Origin of the sequence: Marinobacter litoralis, from assembly GCF_016427555.1 — a bacterium.
In the GTDB taxonomy this organism is placed as follows: Bacteria; Pseudomonadota; Gammaproteobacteria; order Pseudomonadales; family Oleiphilaceae; genus Marinobacter; species Marinobacter litoralis_A.
Map to the genome: position 1 here is coordinate 521,465 of NZ_JAELVS010000002.1, position 14,184 is coordinate 535,648.

A 14,184-nucleotide genomic window follows, 5' to 3' on the forward strand; every position below is an offset into this window, starting at 1 on the left:
TACACTCATTCAAGCAGAAGCCACCACAACAACTCGGTCACGCCCCTGTTTTTTGGCGGCGTAAAGGGCATTGTCCGCACGATGCAGTGCCGCGCTCCAATCGCGGTCGCCAACGCAATACTGGGCCACGCCGAAACTTGCAGAAACGGCCAGGTCGGTTTTAGGGGGGATTGCTATCTGCGTTTCGGCGGTTTTAGCTCTGAGATCTTCCGCTACCTGCGCGCCTTGGTCAGCGTTATTGCTGGGTAAAAGCAATACAAACTCTTCACCGCCAAAGCGCGCAACCACATCATGCTGCCGCACTCTGTTTTTTAGGATGCCGGCGAAGCGTCTCAACACCTCGTCGCCTATATGATGACCGTGCTGATCGTTTACTTTTTTAAAGTGATCTAAATCGCACATTATGATGGTGAACGAGCTGCCCGAGCGCAGTGCACGGCTGAATTCGGATTCACAAAATTCGTCGAACGCCCGCCGATTGTAGACCCCCGTTAATGGGTCAACCCGAGCGATTTCCGAGAGTTCAACTTGTAGCTCATCGGAAGCCATCCAGATAGTGGCAAACGAAGACAAGATAACTAAAAATTCCCCGGCAATGACAGCCAGAGAACTGAGCAATCCTGCGTTCATGAAATCATCCGGCACCACCTGATGAAGCGTCCATATCAAACGGAACACAAAGAAGGCACCTATCAACAAAAACATGCCAATCAGCATTTTGATGACCAGACGGCTACGGTAGTCAGGGTGTTGTGACAACCCGTAGGCACCGATAAAGCAGGCGGCTGCAAAGGTGGTTGAGAACGCCTGAATACGCGGGATTAGATCCGGGGAATAGAAGGTATAAAAGTACAATACCGATGCAAGCAGCACCAAAAGTGTGGGGCTTAGCCAACGCTCAAAACGCAGTGAGATATCAAGGAAACGAAACAGGCCTCGGTAGGTGAGTACCACGCCCATTATGATCGCGACGTTGGAAATCACGACGGAGGCAAAGTCATGAATCAAATGGCGAAGCCCGAGCAACACACAGCCGCCGCCGATCAGTAAATAGCCGGCTCCGATTGTTTTGATTCCGGAAAATTTGGGATTTTCTTTGGCGTAAGCAAACATGCCAAGCCCAAACACGATGCTAAAAAGCATCAAGGTTAGGCTAAGGGTACGAAAATCGAGCTGGATTGGCATGGTGATTCCTGTAAAGGTGCGGCAGCAGCGCCCAGCGCCCTACCGCTTTATTGTATGCTTTCGCTACACGTTTCGCAGCTGCTAATTACCTTCGCGTCAATTTTCATCTTTACTCCTGCTTGTGTTTTTCTTGTTATCCGCTTTTTGCTCATCTTCCGGCTTAGGCCAGTTCGCCTTTTTCTTCTCGCATTCCACGATGCCACTGCTGCTTAATCGCAAGCTCCAGCGTTGTGCAGACAGGTGTTGTTGGCCGGGCTGGGAATACACCAGAAGCAGGTCGTAGTCGTGCTGTTTTTCAATGGGATGCGCTTTGATCTTGGAGGTGAGATCGTCTTTTTCGCTCCAGGCGTACAGCTTGTTGGTTGTGGGCTGAATCATTTCACACAGGGCATCGCAATCCAGGCTCAGGCGTTCCTGCAGGTGGCTCTTTTCCAGCGCCGAGTGATCAAAGTAGGTAACCGAGCGGTAGCACACGATTTGTTGCGCTTCGTTCGTTACCCATTTGCCGGAGCTTTCTTTTACTTGCTTGGGCAAATCTGCACGTTTTCGATAATCCAGCCACACGCGTTTGCCGGCGAACGGTTTGTTGGTGTATGGCGTTAACAGCCGAATCTTCCAACGGGGTTTGCCTTTACGGAGCCAGCGGGTGATGGCCGTTATCATGTCGTCGCGCAGCAGATCCCGAACAGCGTAAATGAGCGCAATGCCGAACAACAGGCTGAGCGAAAGCTGCTCGCTGATGGTGCGGGTGTTGAACAAGATGTAGGTAAACAGCGCCATAATGAGTGTGGTTGAAACGGCCTTTACCATTTTGCGGGTGCCTTCGCCCAGCTCGATGACTTTTGGCCGGAGTAGTACCGGGTACTCAAGCAGGCGGTGGTAAAGACCCATTCGGTTCCATACCCGCGTGGCATCGCCTTTGAAACTGCTTTTGTATTCGTGTTCCTTGCGGTGTTGGTATTCTCGTTCGAGAAACTCGATGACAGACGCCCGAATCTCTTCACCCAGCTCGTCAAAATCTTCCATTGCCAGGCATTCCAGAAAAAACTGTTCGGTATGCCAGGAGTAATAAATGTCTGCCAGGCGGTAATAGCGCTGCTGGCTGCTTTTGGCTGGGGAAGAGTTGCGTAAACGTTGGGCGAAGTTACGGCTTAGGCGCAGGGCGCGTTTGATCAGATCCACACTCAGGCCACTACTTTCAATTTGCTGGCGCAGCCGCTCCATGGAGGCGCGATACTGAAACAGCCAGGAGCCGAAGGTGATTTCGTAGTGGGGAGAGAGCAGGGCGAATGCATGGTTGGATTTGCCGATGCGGTCCTGCTCTGGCAGGCCGAGCAAACTGAACCGATGCTCGATGGAGGTAAACAGAAACTGCTGTTCTGAGAGCGTCCAGGACGTCAGGCTGTCTTCATGGGGGGTGAACAGATACAGGTCTACCTGATAGCGCCCCGGTTCTGACACAGTGCGAGTCAGCTGCAGGCGATGATTCCCTTTGCGTTTCATCAAAAACACATTGCTCTCCCAACAACCAAGGCACGCTTTTGGATATAACTTGGTGAATCCGGCGATTTTTCAAAGATATAGCTACGTCTTAGAGTATAGGAAAACCTCGTGTTGCCGCTAGTATTCGACAGTCGTAGCAAGTTGTCTGATACTGGGCGCATCCTAATAATTAAGCGGTTCGGAGATCTCGATATGGCAGAGTTGCTGACAATCAACACCGATGAACAAGGCATCACAACGTTGACACTAAATCAGCCGGAGCGGCGCAACAGTCTCTCGCTGGACATGCTCACCGTATTGGGTGATGCGCTTTCGGATATTGCGAGGAATGCATCGTCCCGAGTGGTTGTGCTGTCGGCAGCGGGCCATGTTTTTTGTGCTGGCCACGATCTTAAAGAGATTCGTAGTCAGTTTGACAGCTACGCGTTTCAAAAAAAGCTGTTCGAGAAATGCAGTGAAGTGATGCAGCAAATCGTTAACCTGCCACAACCAGTGATCGCCCGGGTGGCAGGCGTGGCCACGGCGGCTGGCTGTCAGCTGGTGGCCAGCTGTGATCTGGCGGTTGCGGAAGCCGGAGCGCGCTTCGCGACACCGGGCGTGAACATTGGTTTGTTCTGTTCCACACCGATGGTAGCGCTGTCCCGTAATGTGTCTCGCAAACATGCCATGGAGATGCTGCTAACCGGTGACATGATCGATGCCGATCGGGCAGAGCGCATCGGGTTGGTTAACCGGGTGGTGGAGCCCGCATTGCTGGATGAAACGGTTTACGCCATGGCGGCAACCATTGCCGGAAAATCCGCCCACACCCTGAACGTGGGCAAAACGGCCTTCTATCGCCAATTGGAAATGCCACTTAATGAAGCCTACGAATACACCGCAGAGGTAATGGCCAGCAACGTGGTTTCGAACGATGCCAAAGAAGGCATCTCTGCCTTTTTGGATAAGCGCCAGCCAGAATGGCGCCACGAATGATCAGGATGGACAGACGCCCTCAGAGGGCCAAACGAGCCTGTCGCCTTCGTCAATGCCGTGTGTTTCGAAGTAACCGGCATTCACTTCCACGGCATTCCTGAACGGTTTGCCGGCCGGATAAATCGGGCAGTCTGAGCTGCGCGAGGAAGTGCAAGGCAGCATATGACGGATGCTGACGATCACGCCGTGTTCATCCAGAAAGGCGATGTCGAGCGGTATCAGGGTTTTGTACATCCAGAAGCCATAGCGGGCAGGGCGGTCTTCGGGGTATTCGAACACCATCCCGGCGTTATCACCAAGATTGCGCCGGCCCATCAGGCCTTTCTGGCGTTCTTCGGAGGTGCTGGCGATTTCAACGGTGATCGGGTACTGCGAACCACCACTCAAAAAACAGGCTTGAGCCTGTGGTAGTTCAAGCGGTGCGGTGGTTTTACCGGCTTCAGCAGCGCCACAGCCCGCCAAAGCCATTGCGCAGACGGGAATTAAAGCGGTAAAGATCTTCATGAACGCAAGCGATAACCGGTTTTGAAGATCCACCAAATGGTCGTCAGACACATGGCAAGGAACATCAGAGTCATGCCCACACTCACGCCAATGTGAACGTCTGAAACGCCGTAAAACGCCCAGCGGAAGCCGCTGATAAGATACACAACCGGGTTGAAGAGGCTAATGGTTTGCCAGATTTCAGGCAGCATATCGATGGAGTAAAAGGTGCCGCCCAGAAAAACGAGTGGGGTTACGATCATCATGGGTACAATCTGCAGCTTCTCGAATCCATCCGCCCAGATACCAATGATGAACCCGAACAAACTGAACGTAACGGCGGTCAGCGAGAGAAAGGCTACCATCCAGAACGGGTGCAGAACCGAGTAGTCAACGAACAACCGGGCGGTAGCCAGGATGATCAAACCAAGCAAAACTGATTTGGTAGCCGCTGCGCCGACATAGCCCAATACGATTTCAAAATAGGACACCGGTGCAGACAGAACTTCGTAAATGGTGCCGGAAAATTTCGGCATGTAAATCCCGAAAGAGGCGTTGGAAATGCTCTGCATCAGCAGCGAAAGCATGACAAGGCCGGGGATGATGTAAGCTCCGTAGCTGATGCTGTCGATATCACCCATGCGGGAACCGATGGCCGAACCGAACACCACGAAATACAGGCAAGTGGAGATCACTGGCGACAGCACGCTTTGCATCAGCGTGCGCCGCATACGCGCCATTTCAAACTTATAAATTGCTTTAACACCGTACAAATTCATTTCTATCTCCGTGCGGGCGCGGTTTTACTCGTTAACTAGGCCAACAAAAATCTCTTCCAGCGAGCTTTCTCGTGTTTGAAGATCACGGTACTCGATGCCCAAATCACCCAGGGTGCGCAGTAGCCGGGCAACGCCTGCCTGTTGCTGCTGGGAGTCGAAGGTATAAATCAGTTGGTAGCCGTCTTCCGACAGTTCTACAGGTTCGAGCGTCAGTTCTCCGGGTACGGCTTCAAGTTTGTTTTGCAGATGAAGGCGCAGTTCTTTCTTGCCCAGCTTGGACATCAGGCGGTCTTTTTCCTCCACCAGAATGATCTGACCCTGGCGAATTACGCCGATGCGGTCGGCCATTTCTTCGGCTTCTTCGATGTAATGGGTGGTCAGAATCACGGTGGTGCCGTTCTCGCGGAGTTTTCGTACCATCTCCCACATGTCGCGGCGCAGTTCCACATCCACCCCTGCGGTGGGCTCGTCCAGAAACAGAATGCGGGGTTCGTGGGACAAGGCCTTGGCAATCATCACACGGCGCTTCATACCGCCGGAGAGGGACATAATTCGGTTATCCCGTTTATCCCACAACGACAGATCTTTCAGTACTTTCTCGATGTGGCTGGGTTTCGGGGCCTTGCCAAATAGCCCGCGGCTGAAAGAAACCGCATGCCATACCGTTTCGAACGAGTCGGTATTCAACTCCTGTGGGACCAGGCCGATGGCTTCTCGGGCTTTGCGATATTCTTTAACGATGTCGTAGCCGGCAGCGGTCGCGTGCCCGCTGGATTTGTTCACGATGCCACAGATAATAGAGATCAGCGTTGTTTTGCCGGCACCGTTCGGGCCGAGCAGGGCAAAAATTTCACCCGGGTAGATGTCCAGATTGATATCATTGAGCGCCTGAAAACCACCTTCATAAATCTTGTTCAGGTTCTTTATGGAGATATCCGGCTGCACGGCGATGTGTCCTGTTTATGTGGGTGACTCAAACCAGAAAGCCGCACATTTTCTCATGGTGGCGGCAGTTTAGAAACCTTTGCCTTGTGCGCACATATCCCCATAATGTGGGCTTGCATACAAACTGAGGCTGAAGATGTTACGTGTTTTAGGTGTGTCCGGTTTTCTGATCGCGGTTATTGGAATAGCGTTCTGGGCACTGCAACATGCCGATGATACCGGCGAGGATGTGGCACGCCCGGAATGTGATCTTTTGGCTGGCCCATGCAGCTGGACCACACCGGAAGGCCAGTGGCAGGTTAGTCTGAAGCCGCAGCTCGTCAGTATGGGAGCGCACCGCTACGAGCTGGTTGTCGAAACCCCAAGTGCCCCTGATCGCTTTCTCGCCGTGTTGCGTGGGCGTTCGATGTACATGGGCGAGTATCCTGTGCCGTTGCAGCGGCAGTCTTCCACCCAGTTTCGCGCAGAGTTCGATGCGCCTTTATGTGCAACCGGGTCGGAGATGGTATGGCAGGTTGATCTGCAAAGCGGGCAGCAACCATTGGGAACTGAGTCCCCGGTCTTGTACTTTCAGGCGAAGATGTAACTCATATTGTGATACTTGGCTGGCGCGGTATTGCCGGGGAGTCAAACCGGTTCAGATAAAGGCATTGCTGGTAACGGCTTCATACAAGCTGGAGGAGGCGGTTACGTGGTGGTGGTCTTCCCAGAATTTTGCACCGTCAAGTCCAGCCCGATAACAGGCCAGCAAGATGTTGCTGGATGTTAGCGTGGCAATGGTTTGCATCGCTTCCGATTGGCGCATGCCGGTTTTTCGGCTGGCAATTCCCGCAACAATAGCGATTAATCCGTCGGTGTGGCGCGCGGGCTTGGGGCATAAGGAACAGCTGGCGCCATAGAGCCAGGCGGTGGCGTATGCCCGCACAGCCGGCGGCGCTTCCGCTAACGCCAACCCCTTCAATTGGCAATCCCGCTCCTGCAAACCCGCCAGTATATGCAGCTTTGAGCACAAATCAGCACGGTCCAGAGCGATAGTAGCAGGTGGTTTCGCCGGGGAGCGGGGGCGTTTGCCTGATGGCGGCAGGCAATCACGGTTAGTGAATGAAGTAAGGCCCTGAGGCTCAGCAAACTCGTGACGACTTAAACGGTACATCCGCACCACTAACAAGCCGAGCAATAACAGAAGTCCGATTTGAGTTATTGCCACCACTCCGTAAGCCATTGCGCTAAGTTCCTGAAAGCATTGTTGATGCGTTGCTTGATGGCGGCGAGTGTAACATTGAGTAACGGATGCCCGGTGCAACCCGTTCCACAGTTCGCGGCGGATTGCGCTCGGACTTGTTGATCTGTGACGCTTGTCCCAACGGGTTTGGGAATTTCAGCAGGTAGGCATGGTTTTGAGGGCGAGCTTTCGTCGAATGTAACGGCCGAGTGCGTCCACGCCAATGTTGAGTAGCGCGGTGATCAATATCAGGACCATTGCCCGGTCAAAGCGAATGTTCTGGATAGCACTGTCTACATAGAAGCCCAGTGTGTAGATGCCCAGGATACCCAGAATGGCGGTCTCCCGCATGATGATTTCCCACCGGTAAAACAGAAACGCCAGAAAAGAGCGGTATACACGGGGAAGCAGTTCCCAGCTGTAACGTGACAGGCCGGTAGGCGCATCCGGACGCAGCTCAATGGTATTGGTTTGCCGGCCAATCAGGTGGCCAATAATACCGCCATTATGCAGCGCCAGCGCGACTACCGCCGGGAGCATGGAAGGCCCCCAAAGCTGCAGCAGAATATACGCGAGGATGTATTCCGGCGTGGAGCGGGCGATAACCAGAAAAATATGACCCGATGTACGCCGGACCGGCCCGCCAAAGTGCCTGGAAATAAGTGGGAAAGCCAGCAGCGACAGGATGCCGGTGGCGACCAGAGCAATCTGGGTGAGAACGACTGTATTCCATATGCCGGGCAACGCCTCGCTGACCCAGACATCGGCCATCCATTCGGATAGCCCGATGAATCCCTCACCGTTGCGGATGGGTGCCGGAACAATGTCTTCAGTGAAGAACCTTTTTACGTTGCCCCAAATGATGGGCATGCCATCACCCAGGAAAAACGGTGCTGCCAGTACATAAGCCGGAAGAAGCTTGGGGCGAACCCAAAGAGGCATAGTGGCAATCAGAACGTAAAACAGCACAAGCATGGCGCCGGCATCGGAATACAGGCCTTGGGAAAAGGATGACTCCAGATAAAAGCCGAGCGTGGGCAGGCCAACAAACCCGAGAATGGCCGAAGAGCGCATGCCGCATTCAAGGCGATAGGCGGTGTAGGTACGCAGCTGTACCCAGCAGTCGGGAATTTTGGTGTAGAGAAACGCGGAGATCGCCGTTGTGCCGGGCGGCAGCAGTCGACCCGGCTCCGGGTCTGATTCTTCGAAGATCTCCGAATACACTTTGGCAAAAATGCCGGCATAAGGAATGGCGATGGCCAGCACACCGGTAAGCGGGTGAAAACCGAAAAACTGAAGAAAGATCAGCGCCCAGAACAGTTCATGGATAGAGCGTATGAACGCGCAGAACATGCGCACGGGTAAGAACCGGTATACCAGCGAGAGCGCGAATCCGCATACGCTGCCCAGGGCCACGCCGACAAAGGCAAACGCGACCGTGCGAAGCAGTGCTGTCAGTAACCCTTCGGTGCTGAAGAAATTAGGCGTTACGATGCCCCAGAACAGCCGGCCTAAATCCTGCCAGGGGTTTGCCGTGGTAATGGCAATGTCAGCCACCAACAAACCGGCTATGGCGATTGCCAGAAAGATGAAGCTAGTGCGGACGGTCGGGTAGGCGAACATGAATAGTGATGGGCCAGTCAGTAAATCGAAGCGATGTCTGACGCTACCAAATTGGCAGCGGGTTCATCCAGCGCTATCTGGCCGTCTTGAATGCCAATAATCCGGTCGCAGTAAGCAAGTGCCATCTCCACATCGTGCAGTGCAACAATACTGGTCGCAAAGCGGCCGGTCAGTAACTTCATAGCGGCATGGGCCATAGGACCATCCAGGGCCGAAATAGGTTCGTCGGCTAACAGTATAGGCGCTTGGCGATAAAGTGAGCGGGCAATGGCTACCCGTTGGCGTTGACCACCCGACAAAGCGGCCGCCGGTATCCAAAGCTTCTCGGAAATCGAAAGTTCGTCCAGCAGGGTTTTGACCGCATTTTTGTCCTTCGAGAAGGGGCGCATCAACGTCAGGGTGTTGTACCAGGTTGGATGTTGGTCGAGCTGGCCGATAAACACGTTGTGGAACACCGGCAGTGCGTTTACCAGCCCCAGGCCTTGCGGTATGAGCGACGCTTTCTGTTGCAGCCGTTCGTATAACACGTTAATCAGTGTTGATTTACCCGCGCCACTTTTGCCGACCAAGGCAATGTGTTCACCTTCGTTGATGTGAAGAGACAACGGGCCTATCACCCGCTGTCCTTCAAAACTGGCTGTCAGGCCATGAAAATCAACCTCTGACATTAATCCAGGATTCCAATGTTAACGGCCGTCTTACGGATTGGTTCGTAATCGTCGTTGGACGCTGGAATGAATCCGGACCGGGGAAAGCTTTCAAGCAGAGCAGGATCGTCCAGTTCCAGGAGCGCATTGGTTACACGGTCTTTGAAGCCTTCTCCGAAGGTTTCGTTAACGTCGCCACGAATGGTCCACTGGTAGTCAGGGTAGGCCGGTGTTTTCCAAATCACCTGAACGGCATCGGTATCGATGTTGCCGTTGGCCAGTTCTTTCTCCCAAACCTGAAAGTTCAGCGCACCAACTTGATAGGTGCCAGCTTCAACCAGACGCAGCGTACGGGTGTGGTTGCCGCTGAAACCAACGCGAGAAAATACCGAGTCGGGGGCTTCGTCGAAGGTATCGCGAATGTAGAATTCCGGCATCAAGCGCCCGGACGTGGAACCTTTGGAACCAAAGGTGAAGGTTTTTCCACGAAGCTGTTCCTCAAGACTTTCCAGTGAATCGGAAGGCTCGATACCGGTTTCGGTATTGGCGATGAAATACGTCTCGAAGGCTTCGTCTTCTACACCTTGCGCAATCGCTTCGGAGCCATCAACCAGTCGGCGTGCCTGAACACCGGAAAGGCCGCCAAACCACGCCAGCTGCACTTGATTGTTGCGGAACGCCGATACCGCTGCGGCATAGGACTTCACCGGGATGTAGCGAACTTCTACGTCCAGCTTTTCTTCAAGGTAATCGGCTACGCCCTGAAAGCGCTCAACCAACTTGGTTTCGTCTTCGTCGGGGATTGCGGTAAAAATGAAGGTTTCTGCTTGAGCTGCTGAAAACACAAACATTGAGATAAGGCCAGTGGCTAACCACTTGCGCAATTGTTTCATCGCCATGGAATTCATTCCTTTGTTATTTCAGATCAGCGAGGGAAAGGCGGGTGCCAATATCCGTTTCAGGATACCTTGAATTATGCGTTTGATGAACCGCTTTCCACGTCAATACTTTACCTAACGCATCTCGCCATGCAGAATCTTTGAAACCTCCGAACGTGGCGATTATGAATATCATCATTATTACCCCGGCAGGGCCGGATTCCAAAGCTGGCAACCGAGCAACCGCAATGCGATGGCAGCGATTGCTTGAGCAATCCGGGCATCAGGTTAAAGTTGAAACGGAGTATCAGGGAGCGCCATGCGATCTGTTCATCGCTCTTCATGCGTGGCGCAGCTCGGAACCTATAAAAGCGTTCAAGGCCGACTGGCCGGAAACACCTTTAATTGTGGTGCTTACCGGCACCGACATCTACTACCACCAGCACGAATACCCTGAAGTCACTTACGAGTCGATGGATCTTTCAGATCTACTGATTGGCTTGCACGATCTAGTCGCACAGGATATTCCGGAACGCTACGCAGACAAGTTACTAACGTTGCGCCAGTCGGCTGACCAACCGGATGTATTCGGCGGATCCCGAATGGAACCCGGGCAGTTTCATATTTGTGTGCTGGGGCATCTTCGTGATGAAAAGGATTCTTTGAGAGCAGCCATTGCCAGCCGCCACCTGCCCGAAGACTCAAACATCATTGTGTCTTGTGCCGGGAAGCCCCACAACGACGAATGGCGGGAGTTGGCGTTGAAGGAAAGCCAAAGCAATCCTCGCTTCCATTGGTTAGGGGAGCTGAATCGCCCCGAACTGGAAACCTTGATTGCGGTTAGCAGTGTCATGGTCATCAGCTCGGTTATGGAAGGCGGTGCGAATGTAATTTCTGAAGCCTGTCGTGCCGAGTTACCAATACTCGCGTCGGATATTCCGGGCAATCGAGGGCTGCTGGGCGATGACTATCCGGGCTATTTCCCCGCAAAAGATGATCACACCCTGGCCGATCTGATGGCTCGAGCTGAAAATGATAGAGAGTTTTTGGCGGAGTTGAAGAGGAGGGTGGTCGAGCTGGCCGAAACCTTCCAGCCTGAACAAGAACGCCAGAGTCTGGAAAAGGCTCTGGCGCTCGTTGTCAGTGCAGACAGTTAAAGGACTTTCTTCGCTTCATTTGACAGATTATCGAAGCCCTTAACACTCTTGAAGGCTTCCAGCTTTTTCTTGTCGGCATCGCTAGGGTTGGCGATTTGTTCAATCGATGTGATGCCGGCATCTTTCATTTTTTTGGCGGTTGCAGGGCCGATACCTTTAACCTGCGTCAGGTCGGATTTGTCGGCTGGCTTGGCAGCTTTCTTGGCCGCAGGTTTTTTGGCAGCCGGCTTCTTAGCAGGGGCCTTTTTCGCAGCGGGTTTCGCCGCTGGCTTCTTAGCGGCAGGTTTGGCTGTTTTCGCTGCGCTCTTCGCTTTTTTGGCTGTTGTCTTTGCGGCCTTTTTAACGTCGGTTTCCACCTCTTTAGAAGCGATACCGAGTTTTTCCAGCAAGCTGGTTTGCAGCTCGTGGAAATCATTCATCCGACGTTCCAGCTCGTCGTTAAAGCGTCCAATTTCACGCTCTCGCAGTTCTTCGACTTCTTTCAGCAGTTTGCGAACCGGTTCCTGAACCTGGCTTTGCAGGTGATCCAGCTGTTTGAGGGCATCGTTGATCAAGCCTTCAATCTGCGTGGATGCTTTATCAAATTCTTTATTCACTGACTTAACGATTGATTCGATGCTTGGCTTGGATTTCTTTGCCATCAGGCTGTCTCCTTGCGGGATAGGCTTTGTTAGAAAACGATTCAGGCTGTTTGCCGTGACCAGGTAGATGGGCCAGCAGCTCTGCGTGATCTCAGGGTTTGCTTTTTATAAAGCACCTCCCGGATGCGCCGTAGTTTTTCGCTTAACTGAGAGTTTTCATTCGCATCAGGTTGAATGAAATCAATCGAGTAGAAGAAGTTGCTACAGTGTTTTCTCTTCTCGGTAACCAGGCCGGATATGCCCTTGGCACAAATGTCATCGAGGGGCATTTTCATCACAAGGTCAAGCGTGACCGTATCGCCAGGTTCGAACGGTTTATCGGTTTTCATCACGCATCCAAAGCTGTCCAGCTCGTACAACCGCGCATGCACCTCTTCTCGACGGAAGAAACCATGCCGATAACGGAAGTGGGCGACAAGATCGGGTAATGCGCTCTTCATGAAACCTGTTCTCTGTTCTTAATTGCGATCACTTGAAATGGGTGTATTTTGAACAATAGACGGACTGGGTCCGTTTGGCAATGACACCCATTTCTCCCTGTTTAAGATTCTAACGCTGGTTTTCGTGTTTTGATTTGATACAGATCTACGCGACGATCCAATAGATTGGTCACCGAACCCTCGTTACGGACCAACTTGAGTTTGTCGAGATCCATGTCGGAAAACATGATCATTTCTGTGTTGGGCGTTGTCTCTGCCATTACTGCGTCGTGCGGGAAGGCAAAATCTGACGGCGAAAACACGGATGACTGGGCATATTGAACGTCCAGATTCTCCACCTTCGGCAAGTTACCAACGCTGCCGGTGATAACCACATAGCATTCGTTTTCAATCGCACGAGCCTGCGCGCAATGCCGCACTCTTAGGTAGCCGTTTTTGGTATCGGTCCAGAAGGGCACACAGATAATATCCACTTCCTTTTCGGCGGCAATCCGGCCGAGCTCCGGGAACTCAATGTCGTAACAGATGAGGATGGCAACTCTGCCAGCATCGGTCTCAAATACTTCAAACTCGTGACCGCCCTCGATCACCCAATCGCGGCGCTCATGCGGGGTGATATGGATTTTACGCTGTTCATCAACACGGCCATCCCGGTGGCACAAGTAAGAAACGTTGTACACCCGGTCATCCTCAATCAGGGGCATAGAACCGGTGATGATATTGATGTTGTAGCTGACCGCCATATCCGACATTTCATTTCGGAACTGCTCGGTAAAGCCCGCCAGAAAACGGATGGCCCTAGTTTGATCCAGCTGGTCGGTCAGTCCCATCAAGGGCGCATTGAAAAATTCCGGGAACAATGCGAAGTCACTTTTGTAATCGGACAGTGCATCAACAAAGTACTCCACCTGTTTGAGTACTTCATCAACCGACGTAAATTCCCGCATTTGCCACTGAACCGCCCCCATACGAACCTGCGTTTTCTTTACGTCCAGAACCGAAGTGGGGGGTAGATAGAGAATGTTTCGCCACTCAAGCAGCGTGGCATAGCCCAGCGATTTTTCATCCTCCGGCAGGTACTTGTGCATTAACCGGGTAACCTGGAAATCGTTGGAAAGCTGGAAGCTCAGAATCGGATCGTAAATTTCCTTTCGGTCTACCCGCTGAATGTACTCTTCCGGTGTGTATTGATCGGCATACTTGAAATAGTTCGGGATGCGACCACCCGCAAGAATGGCCCGAAGATTCATAGAACGGCAGAGTTCTTTGCGTGCCTCATACAGGCGACGCCCCAGACGGTAACCGCGGTATTCCGGATGAATAAAAACGTCCAGCCCGTATAACGAATCCCCGTTGGGGTTGTGCCAGATTTTTTCATTACGAAGAATCAGGTCGTCGTAGGCGTGAGGGTTGCTGAATCGTTCATACTTTACGCATACGGTAAGCGCAACGGCCACCAGTTTCCCGCTTTCCTCAATACAAACCTGACCGTCCGGAAATTGCTCAACCAAGGTTTTGATGGTGTCTTTCGGCCATGCCCCGCCGATGTCGTCATAAACATCGTCCATCAATGCCTGTAATTCGCTGTAATCATCGAGGGTGAGGTTTCGCAGATTCAGGTGTAAATCTTCGTGGGCCATGCAAGCTCTCTCCGTTGGGTGTACGCATCGGCTAAAGACGGTGGTGCGTCGAATATTAGCAGAGTA

At 52.7% G+C, this 14,184-nt stretch carries 15 protein-coding genes; 3 read left to right on the top strand and 12 right to left on the bottom strand.

The window, feature by feature from the left end:
- Nucleotides 1-9 precede the first annotated feature (9 nt).
- Both JAO79_RS10005 and JAO79_RS10010 read right to left on the bottom strand, forming a co-directional pair.
- Nucleotides 10-1,185: a GGDEF domain-containing protein gene (locus JAO79_RS10005; protein ID WP_199007106.1), complete on the bottom strand. Its 1,176-nt coding sequence runs from the start codon at nt 1,183-1,185 to the stop codon at nt 10-12.
- 96 nt (nt 1,186-1,281) lie between these two features.
- Complete coding sequence (locus JAO79_RS10010; protein ID WP_199007107.1) at nt 1,282-2,697, bottom strand: hypothetical protein; 1,416 nt, start codon at nt 2,695-2,697, stop codon at nt 1,282-1,284.
- Nucleotides 2,698-2,880: 183 nt separating this feature from the next.
- Between JAO79_RS10010 and JAO79_RS10015 the strand changes: the two genes are divergently transcribed.
- Nucleotides 2,881-3,663, top strand: coding sequence for an enoyl-CoA hydratase (locus JAO79_RS10015; RefSeq protein WP_199007108.1), 783 nt, complete (start codon nt 2,881-2,883; stop codon nt 3,661-3,663).
- Here JAO79_RS10015 and JAO79_RS10020 read toward each other — a convergent pair whose 3' ends face one another.
- The 3 genes from JAO79_RS10020 to JAO79_RS10030 are packed head-to-tail and all read right to left on the bottom strand — an operon-like array spanning nt 3,664 to nt 5,870.
- Nucleotides 3,664-4,167, bottom strand: coding sequence for a DUF192 domain-containing protein (locus JAO79_RS10020; RefSeq protein ID WP_199007109.1), 504 nt, complete (start codon nt 4,165-4,167; stop codon nt 3,664-3,666).
- Nucleotides 4,164-4,925 (bottom strand): ABC transporter permease, encoded by a 762-nt coding sequence (locus tag JAO79_RS10025; protein WP_199007110.1) that lies wholly within the window; start codon nt 4,923-4,925, stop codon nt 4,164-4,166. Before JAO79_RS10025 ends, JAO79_RS10020 begins: the two co-directional genes overlap by 4 nt.
- A gap of 24 nt (nt 4,926-4,949) precedes the next feature.
- Nucleotides 4,950-5,870, bottom strand: a complete 921-nt coding sequence (locus tag JAO79_RS10030; RefSeq protein WP_199007111.1) for an ABC transporter ATP-binding protein — start codon at nt 5,868-5,870, stop codon at nt 4,950-4,952.
- Nucleotides 5,871-6,006: 136 nt separating this feature from the next.
- On the opposite strand from JAO79_RS10030, the gene JAO79_RS10035 reads away from it, so the two are divergent.
- Entirely contained in the window at nt 6,007-6,456 is a 450-nt protein-coding gene (locus tag JAO79_RS10035) for a hypothetical protein (protein ID WP_199007112.1), read from the top strand.
- A gap of 51 nt (nt 6,457-6,507) precedes the next feature.
- On the opposite strand, the gene JAO79_RS10040 is transcribed toward JAO79_RS10035, so the two are convergent.
- From JAO79_RS10040 to JAO79_RS10055, 4 genes are all read right to left on the bottom strand, one after another.
- Nucleotides 6,508-7,092 (bottom strand): hypothetical protein, encoded by a 585-nt coding sequence (locus tag JAO79_RS10040; protein WP_199007113.1) that lies wholly within the window; start codon nt 7,090-7,092, stop codon nt 6,508-6,510.
- 156 nt (nt 7,093-7,248) lie between these two features.
- Complete coding sequence (locus JAO79_RS10045; RefSeq protein ID WP_199007114.1) at nt 7,249-8,715, bottom strand: PhnE/PtxC family ABC transporter permease; 1,467 nt, start codon at nt 8,713-8,715, stop codon at nt 7,249-7,251.
- A gap of 17 nt (nt 8,716-8,732) precedes the next feature.
- Nucleotides 8,733-9,383, bottom strand: coding sequence for an ATP-binding cassette domain-containing protein (locus tag JAO79_RS10050; protein WP_199007115.1), 651 nt, complete (start codon nt 9,381-9,383; stop codon nt 8,733-8,735).
- The gene (locus tag JAO79_RS10055) at nt 9,383-10,261 is read right to left on the bottom strand and encodes a putative selenate ABC transporter substrate-binding protein (RefSeq protein ID WP_199007116.1); all 879 of its coding nucleotides are present in this window, start codon (nt 10,259-10,261) and stop codon (nt 9,383-9,385) included. Before JAO79_RS10055 ends, JAO79_RS10050 begins: the two co-directional genes overlap by 1 nt.
- Before the next feature lie 164 nt (nt 10,262-10,425).
- Between JAO79_RS10055 and senB the strand changes: the two genes are divergently transcribed.
- The gene (gene senB, locus JAO79_RS10060; protein ID WP_199007117.1) at nt 10,426-11,397 is read left to right on the top strand and encodes a selenoneine biosynthesis selenosugar synthase SenB; all 972 of its coding nucleotides are present in this window, start codon (nt 10,426-10,428) and stop codon (nt 11,395-11,397) included.
- On the opposite strand, the gene JAO79_RS10065 is transcribed toward senB, so the two are convergent.
- From JAO79_RS10065 to JAO79_RS10075, 3 genes are all read right to left on the bottom strand, one after another.
- The gene (locus JAO79_RS10065; protein ID WP_199007118.1) at nt 11,394-12,038 is read right to left on the bottom strand and encodes a helix-hairpin-helix domain-containing protein; all 645 of its coding nucleotides are present in this window, start codon (nt 12,036-12,038) and stop codon (nt 11,394-11,396) included. The genes senB and JAO79_RS10065 overlap by 4 nt on opposite strands.
- A gap of 41 nt (nt 12,039-12,079) precedes the next feature.
- Entirely contained in the window at nt 12,080-12,478 is a 399-nt protein-coding gene (locus JAO79_RS10070) for a hypothetical protein (protein ID WP_199007119.1), read from the bottom strand.
- A 101-nt stretch (nt 12,479-12,579) separates the two neighbouring features.
- Complete coding sequence (locus JAO79_RS10075) at nt 12,580-14,118, bottom strand: bifunctional GNAT family N-acetyltransferase/carbon-nitrogen hydrolase family protein (RefSeq protein ID WP_199007120.1); 1,539 nt, start codon at nt 14,116-14,118, stop codon at nt 12,580-12,582.
- Nucleotides 14,119-14,184 lie beyond the last annotated feature (66 nt).